General features: G+C 43.0%; 2 protein-coding genes and 8 pseudogenes. 4 read left to right on the top strand and 6 right to left on the bottom strand.

Annotated features, from left to right (window positions below):
- The 3 pseudogenes from VTH8203_RS25815 to VTH8203_RS23335 form a co-directional block, all read right to left on the bottom strand.
- Positions 1 to 116: pseudogene (locus VTH8203_RS25815) on the bottom strand (IS982 family transposase); the annotation flags it as partial.
- A gap of 266 nt (positions 117 to 382) precedes the next feature.
- A pseudogene (locus VTH8203_RS23340) lies at positions 383 to 1,030 on the bottom strand (homoserine O-succinyltransferase); the annotation flags it as partial.
- A 45-nt stretch (positions 1,031 to 1,075) separates the two neighbouring features.
- A pseudogene (locus tag VTH8203_RS23335) lies at positions 1,076 to 1,995 on the bottom strand (IS5 family transposase).
- A gap of 79 nt (positions 1,996 to 2,074) precedes the next feature.
- Here VTH8203_RS23335 and VTH8203_RS23330 point away from each other — a divergent pair.
- The 3 pseudogenes from VTH8203_RS23330 to VTH8203_RS23320 all read left to right on the top strand — a co-directional run.
- A pseudogene (locus VTH8203_RS23330) lies at positions 2,075 to 2,389 on the top strand (IS30 family transposase); the annotation flags it as partial.
- Positions 2,390 to 2,575: 186 nt separating this feature from the next.
- Positions 2,576 to 3,016 (top strand): annotated as a pseudogene (locus VTH8203_RS23325) (transposase); the annotation flags it as partial.
- A gap of 6 nt (positions 3,017 to 3,022) precedes the next feature.
- Positions 3,023 to 3,490: pseudogene (locus VTH8203_RS23320) on the top strand (IS4-like element ISPpr2 family transposase); the annotation flags it as partial.
- A 279-nt stretch (positions 3,491 to 3,769) separates the two neighbouring features.
- Here VTH8203_RS23320 and VTH8203_RS23315 read toward each other — a convergent pair.
- The 3 genes and pseudogenes from VTH8203_RS23315 to VTH8203_RS23305 all read right to left on the bottom strand — a co-directional run.
- Positions 3,770 to 7,048 (bottom strand): S1 family peptidase, encoded by a 3,279-nt coding sequence (locus VTH8203_RS23315; protein ID WP_158296235.1) that lies wholly within the window; start codon positions 7,046 to 7,048, stop codon positions 3,770 to 3,772.
- A gap of 207 nt (positions 7,049 to 7,255) precedes the next feature.
- A pseudogene (locus VTH8203_RS23310) lies at positions 7,256 to 7,435 on the bottom strand (IS4 family transposase); the annotation flags it as partial.
- A 375-nt stretch (positions 7,436 to 7,810) separates the two neighbouring features.
- A pseudogene (locus VTH8203_RS23305) lies at positions 7,811 to 8,116 on the bottom strand (transposase); the annotation flags it as partial.
- A gap of 81 nt (positions 8,117 to 8,197) precedes the next feature.
- Between VTH8203_RS23305 and tnpA the strand changes: the two are divergent.
- The coding region (gene tnpA, locus VTH8203_RS25810; protein ID WP_442478235.1) for an IS66 family insertion sequence element accessory protein TnpA at positions 8,198 to 8,326 on the top strand (129 nt) is incomplete at its 3' end.

The following is an 8,326-nucleotide window of genomic DNA, read 5'->3' as shown; positions in this document are numbered from 1 at the left end:
CGGCCTTTGCGATTACGCTTCCGTACGCCGCTCTCAAGCTGAAGTTTTTGCCACTGGGGTAGAAAAGCCTGACAAAAGTCATCGACATGGCAAAATAAGTCCACTAATTTGTGCATAGCTGGTTCCTTGTGATAAGTCTCTCTTGGTCGAAAGATCTGATCGCAGAACCAGCTTTTAGTTCCCTTCTTTTTTATCCCGAGTTCAGGTTAAGTAATAAATAAAATAGACAAATGCTCCGGCGGCATATGTGTTTAGGTAAATCTGGCACGACCAAGGGAAAGATCTGCATCAAAAGCTGCGCCCATTCAGCTTGTTTTCAACGGGTATAGGAGTAAACAGCATGTTGGCTGCAGCATTATATTTTTGTTAAAACAGCAAATACTTAATCGTCTTTGGTAAAGTTCTCTTCGCTGAAGTGATCTAAATCGTAAGGTGTTTGTTGGTAAACGCAGTAGTTTAGCCAGTTTGAGAACAGTAAGTGCCCGTGGCTTCTCTAGCTCGCAACAGGTTTGTTGTCAGGGTTATTATTTGGATAGTAGTTGATAGGGATAACTGGCTCCATGCCTTCACCTAAATCACGGATGTATTCATTGTGAAGTGTCTGGGCATCGTATTCAGGGTGACCGGTCACAAACACGTTTCGCTTGTCTTTTGTTGCCGCTAGATACACACCAGCAACGTCTGATGTGGCAAGTACATCAAGGTCGGTGTGTTCTGCTAGATACTCTGGGGAGAAATCTGCATAGCGAGAGTGTTGTGCCAAGAAGGTATCATCAAAACCACGCAGAATAGGGTGGTAAGGATTGTGAATCTCGTGATTGTAAACGCCAGAAAGCTTCTCTTTACGAGTGCGTTTTGGCAAGTCATACAGCAATTTCAAGCCTGCTTGAGCAGCCCAGCACACATAAAGAGTTGAGGTAACGTGCTTGTTAGCCCACTCCATGATGTTTTTTAAATGATCCCAGTAGATAACATCTTCAAATTGAACCAAACCCAATGGCGCACCTGTGATGATCAACCCGGCTTTGTTGCTTAATTCGGTTGGAAGACATGGCAGCCCAAAGCTGTTCGGTTATTATGCGATATACTGAGTTTTAGGCATACCTAGCCCTGTAAGCTTATTCAGCACTTTGATCATTGCGTAAGTCTCGCCAACCTGAGCATTGTAATTTCTCAAGCTTAATTTCCCACCTAACAACTGTTTCACCCGATACATTGCTGTCTCTTATAGCGAGCGTTTATGGTAGCCATACCGCTTTTTCCACTTTTTGTTGGAGCCGTAGAGCTTCTGGCAACCTACTGCTAAATTGCGAGGGTGTCCTTGTTCCCAGAATGCAGCCCCTTCTCGTGGTGTGATAAGCGCAACCGCTCGCTTAATACGTATCGCATCATGACAATTCCTTGTGTCATAAGCACCATCACCTGATATTTCAATGAGTTTACGACGCGTCTGCTTGAGTAAGTTGGGGAGCACTTCCGCATCGGTTACGCCAGATAAACTCAGCTCTGCTGCGACTATTTCGTGAGTGCTTGTATCTACTGCAATATGCAGTTTACGCCAGACTCTGCGCTTCCCATCAGTACCATGCTTCTTGACTTTCCATTCACCCTCGCCATAAACCTTGAGGCCAGTTGCATCAATTGCCAGGTGTTGTATTGCTCCTCTGGTTTTGGTTTTAAATGAAACCTCAACTTCCTTAGCTCGGCGGCTTATACAGGTGTAGTGCGGGCAAACAAGCGGGATGTTAGCCAGGCTAAAGACAGAGTCTAGAAAACCTTGTAGCGCTCTCAATGGCATAGAGAAAATGCGTTTCACCATCAGTGCGGTAGTAATGGCTAAGTCGCTGAATCGGCGAGGTCTACCACGCTGCCTTGTTTGTTTTGCTTCCACTCAGCTATCGTTTCCTCGTCAATCCAAAAGGTCAGAGAGCCACGGTTGATCAAGGCTTTGTTGTACTGCTTCCAGTTAGTTGTTTTGTAACGAGGTTTAGGCATGGGGCTACAATGATTGATGGATGTAGCCGATCAGATCGTAAATGCTAGATTTAGTTCCATCGACTTAAGCAACAAAGCCCTACTCATGCCCTATAAAACGCATGTACATACAATCACTGCTGACAATGGCAGAGAGTTCGCTAATCATGAAGAAATTGCGGAGGCGTTAGAGGCAGATGTTTACTTTGCACATCCGTACAGTTCATGGGAGCGTGGAGCAAACGAGAATGCTAACGGTCTACTTCGTCAGTATGTACCGAAAGGCTCTGATTTACGTGAAGTTAGTGAGGATGTGATATCCCTCGCCATGGCGAGAATAAATTACAGGCCAAAGAAGTGTTTAGGCTTTAAACAGCCAGCCGTGATATTCAAAGAAATGTGCATGGCTGCTTAAATGGGGAAGTGTCGCACTTCGTACTTGAATTCGGGAGTAAAATAATAAAGCCACTCCTGACGCTCGCACAGCTCACTACTCGCTAGGCATTTATGATTTTTCTTGACCATCCACTGTCTTGACCATCCACTGAAACACGTTTCTGGACATTTATTTGCCAGCGCTTTTGCTAAATTAGCAAACTACTGTAAGAAGAAAGGAATGAAAGCCGCTTGGTTTTTAGCCTCTAGCCGTAGTGATCTAGCAGCGTCAAAAATCTTGGACCTATATGCCAAACGATGGGGGATTGAGACAACATTTCGAGATATTAAAGATTACCGATTCGGTATGGGTATGAGCGAAACGTCAACTCGCTCACCAGCACTCAGAGACCGTTTGTTCTTGATTAGTGCACTTGCGATAGGCTTGCTCACATTGCTTGGTCAAGCAGGTGAAGAAGCTGATTTGGAGAAAACGATAAAAGCGAATACGAGCAAGACTCGAAGCTATTCATTATTTCGTCAAGGCTGTATTTATTATCAACTATTGCCAAATATGCGGGAAGAATAGGCAGCACCTTTAATGAATAATTTCTATCGTTACTTGAAGAGTCACCGTATTTACCGCCGAGTATTTGGGATTTTGTGACATTAAATTTATGAGGGGATCTCTAAGATCGCAACGACTTACCCTGATATTCACTCCGTCAGGCTTAGTACCGTTTTTACTTTTGTTGAATCGGGAATGCGTGACCAACGAGTGACTGTCACATACCTTGGTCGTGGTCTTAAAAATAGCTCTGATACAGATAAGAAGCACGATATAAAGCGAGCTGATAGGTTAATTGGGAACCCTTATTTGCATAGTGAACGGCTCTATTTTTATGAGTTCATGACTGAACATTTGGTTGGCCATAACCCTCTCCCTCTTGTCATTGTCGATTGGTCTTCTATCAACGGTCAGGGAATATTTCAAGTGCTTAGGGCTAGTATCCCTATGGGTGGCAGAGCCTTAACGTTATATGAAAAAGTGTATCCAGAGTCTGAATTAAACTCAGAAAAGGCTCACAATTACTTACTGGATAATCTTGCACATTGCTTGCCTGTCGATTGCCAGCCTATCAGACGCCTCACCAATGCTAACGTCTATGGTTTGTACAGGGCTAGCATCAACGAATGTTACTTCTACTGTCACAACTGAATCGTTTACTAAATGGTTATTCTCCTGGGCACCGTTTATTCTGTGCATACATAAAACCATGGGTTTACCCGTGGATAAATGCCAACTCCAAAATTACAGCGTAAGCAGTTTGTAATTTTGGTCAACGCTTTTGCGTCGTCACGGTAAGTACCCCGGGCATGCCCGGGGGAATCTTTCAACAGTTGTTGATTAATCATAACTTCAAAAACTAGGGTATATCTCCATGGATTGTGCTCGATTGCTAAACTGACCAAGATTAGGATTATTTCGAACAAATGTTCCTGCTGTATCACCATTCCAGAGTACAGCTTTTACATCTTTACCGACCTCCATTGACTTTATACTATTGTTCTCGACGAGACCTGCAAAATTAACGTGAAAATAATAACCATTGGTCATGCAATGCTTAAAAGGTTGCCCTTGAAAATTTTCCTTGGTCCATAATCGAACACACGTTGGCTCTAATGCATTGGTAAATGGGTATATCTCCAAGGCTTGTGCTCGATTCCTAAACTCACCAAGTCCACTATTATCCTGCGATGGCCAAAATGTTCTGTTTTTATCACCATTCCAGAGTACAGCTTTTACATCTTTACCGACCTCCATTGACTTTATACTATTGTTCTCGACGAGACCTGCAAAATTAACGTGAAAATAATAACCATTGGTCATGCAATGCTTAAAAGGTTGCCCGTCAAAATTTTCCTTGGTCCATAATCGAACACACGTTGGCTCTAATGCATTGCCAGCTGGGTATATATCCAAGGATTGCGCTCGATTCCTAAACTCACCAATTCCACTGTAAGAATGCGATGGCAAAAATGTTCTGTTTACAGCACCATTCCAACCATTCCAGAGTACAGCTCTTGCACGTTTACCGACCTCTATTGACTCTATATTATTGTTCTCGACGAGACCTGCAAAATTAACGTGAAAATAAGAACCATTAGTCATGCAATGGTCAAAAGGTTGCCCTTTAAAATTTTCCTTGGTCCATAATCGAACACACGTTGGCCCTACTTTTCTAGGATTTTCCTTTGGAGTGACGATTACGCTGAAAATCCCGTTGTTAGAGTAGTCGTTATAACTTGGCTCTTCGGTCCCACTTTCCACAAATACCTTTCCATCCGTTGTGTCAAACTCAGCTTGCACATTATCACCTACTTTGTAGGAACGAATGTTATTCACCCAATCTTGGGAAGAATCCCACCAAGGCTTGTCAGTAGTACAGAAGGACCAGCTCTCACCATTATAGTCAGGTTCACTATAGGCAGTCACACAGGAGTCCGCATTGTTAATGGAGATATCTCTGAATATGTGTGTTTCATATCTCAAATAATTTTCATCACCTGACGCCAATGGGGCGCCAACCACATGGTCACCAATTTTTTCGCCAGCTGCTAACCCCGAACGGCCGAGCTCATTAATACGTTTGGCAACCGCTAGAGGCCAGCGCCACGCCTCCTTCCAATAATCACTAATGGGTATGCGGATAAATTCCGGTGCCGCATTTATCTCGAGTATGGTGATGATGATTTCGTCACCCGTAAAGGTTTTATTACCCGTAAAGGTTTCATTTGTTTCTGTTTCATCTAATCGGATGGGGCTAAAGTGAATAACGTCAGAGTAGTCGTAAAGAAAGGTAATGCCATCTTCATCAGCATCACGCATTAAATTTTCGGCGGTTACCAATGTAATGTTCACTGATCGGACTTTATCTGCTTCCCAAAAGACAAAATTTGGATACGTACTTCCCACAGGGGGCGGGATATCAGCATAATGTTCAACACCTACTCCTACGCCATCAATTTCTGCGTAATCTATGGCACGTGCAATCACACGAGGCCATATATGACTATGATGTTCACCTGGTTTTAGCTCCACCTTAATAGTTTGTTTTTCGCCATTGGTTGAGCTTACCTCAATAGTGAAAAACGCGCCTTCTGGTGCTTGCTCGAACATACCCAGTCCTACAGCTTCAATCATACGATATTCGTAGGTACCATCATTTACTGGATCCAAAATTATATTAATATAATTCTCACTATTAATGAACGCATTCTCGTAAAACGTACTCCAGTAATTTGAACCTGCATCAAAGTGTTGATACCAGAAAAGATCTTCAAAAGTCTCTTCATCTCCAGTAGTATCCCCAAGCCCAACAGCAAAAGCATTCGCGGCTGTGCCCATTTGAACGGACTTTATGCTCACATTTGGTGGTAAATCTTCTTGTAGTATGATTGCCGTAGATCTCCCATTCGACTTTATCAAGCAGCGAGCCCAGCGTTGCCCTTCGTACCCTTGCCGACTCCAAAAGCGACCGCACATAGGATGAATATACCTCGGGAAGATCGTTACAGACGAAATAGTGTTGTCGGTACCACTATTAAAGGCCGGGTTATCTTCTTTTTGTGTCCAAGCCCAGCCGCCATTACCTGTATTTTCAAAGTGTGTGACGTATACGTTAGCACCTACCTTTACCGATGAAAAACTATCATCGAAAGAAGAATCTATAACTTTATAATTATGTTCAGATCCATCGTCTCTTAGGCAAAAATCCTTAAAACTGCCATAGTAATTAGCACCTTTAAAGAAACGTACACAGTTGTCATTCAAAGGGGGGTCTACTTCTAATATTGGATCCCAATTGCGAAATTTTGACACTTCGGTATACCCACTCATGGCCGCTGAACAAGGAGCGTCTGATGGTTCAATCATGAACGAAAGTACCCCGATTTGAACCCATTCATCATTATCGTTTTTTACAACAAGGGGCCCACCGCTGTCACCAAAACAGATATTCCCACTATCACTATTATGTTGGCTATCTTGGCGAATTGTACACAAAATATTGTTATCCATATTGTTAGCTATATTGCGATCCCAACTTAAATTTTCTTCAATACTGCACTCTGGATCAGGTATAAAAGATACATCTACTTGTTTCAATATGTCAGGTTGATAAAAAGGGGCTACTGTTTCAAAACCCCAGCCTATCGCTGTCAAATTCTCGTACCAAAGTTCTGAATCAGAAAATTCGTAGTGGGAAGCCAGTTTAATTGGTTCAGCGGTAACAATGTCACGGTCGGTCTCTAACACTGCGATATCATTAGTTATACTTAGGCTGTTATGAACATAACCGGGATGTATGGTAATCCTTTTAACCCAATATTGATGTTCTTTTGTTATTTCATTTTTATCATTGGTGCCCAAAACCACCTTTAACTCATCGGCAGTTGTATCTCCATCTACGCAATGAGCGGCTGTCAGCACCTTGTTTCCCCCTATGAAAGTGCCAGTACAGAAAATATCGTCTGGTGATGACTTTTTGCCGATGCCGGCCACAAACGGATATTCACCTAGTTCGGTATCTGTACCGCCAATGATACGTGGTGTTGGAGTAGGCTCACTGCTTGCCTGGCTCATAAGCGGGCTGGCGATTGCTGCCAGCAAGACTAGTTTTAGTAATATGTGTTTCATAGACTCATCCTTGAATAAATGATTGAAACAATGGCGTTCATAATTTAGTATAATAAATACACTATTGATTAAATTGTCACCAACCATTTCGAGAGTCAAGGAAGATTTACCAGGTAAGACCAGCTTTAGTGTACCGTGGGCACTGAACCCTGTTTACTAAGTAAGGCAAACTGAAGGATGAGCATAAGCTCATGCATAGACAGAACTTTAAGCATTAAGCTCAACGTAAATTCCGTCTAACATAATGTTTTCTTTAGACTTCCTCTGCGCGGACTTTTGAGCGTTCTTTGATATATAACTGGTAGCCCATTCGATTTTATTGCTGATTTCTGACCAGGCGCCGTGACTGATACATTCAAATATTGGTAACAGCCAGACATATATGGACGTTCTCACAGATGCAAGCCGTTTTTAGTCTTCAGACACATTTTTTCAAAATGTTCCGATTAGGCTTGTAACTTTTATCCTGTTTGTTCGTTATTTGATGGCTGACTTGAAAGTGTCGCTCTGACATATATTCGGGCTTAACCATGCTGATTATGCTCAGTTGGCGCCTCTGATGTGTTCCGAACCTGCACACCCTAAATTGATAACACCCAATCGACCTTAAAGGTCGTGCCCTTGCCGGGTTTTATGCAGGTAGGTAAAGCCATTTTGTCATCATTCATTAAGCAAACAATGGAAGGGGATTATCAGGGGCTCATATCACCCACTCGGGCTATAAGCCCTTGCCTCGTTCGAGCTGCCCTGACAATCCATAACTTAGTATTCATTGGTGCCAGTTTGGGAAAATTGAGGCACATAAAGGGTATTCTTTTGCAGCAAAATCCACATCAGCCTCGCTAGCTTTCTGGCGGTAGCAACCACGGCCTTATTTCGCCCTCTTCTGTCCTTAAGGGCGGTGATCCAACGGTTTAAGTCATCGTCCTTTTTATGAGCGTGATTCACCACTGTTCGCGCGCCGTGGATGAGTTGTTTACGCAAATAGCAATCACCCCGCTTAGTAATACTGCCAAGCCGATTAACATTGCCAGATGCTGTTTGTTTTGGTGTTAACCCGAGCCATACGTAAGCGCTCAATTTTCCGCATAATTCTATCCTGATCTCCATGGTAGATAATGACCACTGTCATTACACAAGGAGAAATTTATGACTCACTCATCGCAAGTTTGGCAACATCACGTTAATGACTGGCAAAAAGGCGATCTCTCGCAAGCGCAATATTGCCGTAGCCACGGCCTTGACCAATCCCAATTCAGCTATTGGAAGTGCAAATTT

Origin of the sequence: Vibrio thalassae (assembly GCF_900089835.1) — a bacterium.
In the GTDB taxonomy this organism is placed as follows: Bacteria; Pseudomonadota; Gammaproteobacteria; order Enterobacterales; family Vibrionaceae; genus Vibrio; species Vibrio thalassae.
This window is presented reverse-complemented; position numbering and strand designations above follow the sequence as displayed.

Coding starts and splice junctions, on each gene's coding strand:
- VTH8203_RS23315 (WP_158296235.1), bottom strand. CDS start 7,048: ATGAAACACATATTACTAAAACTAGTCTTGCTGGCAGCAATCGCCAGC.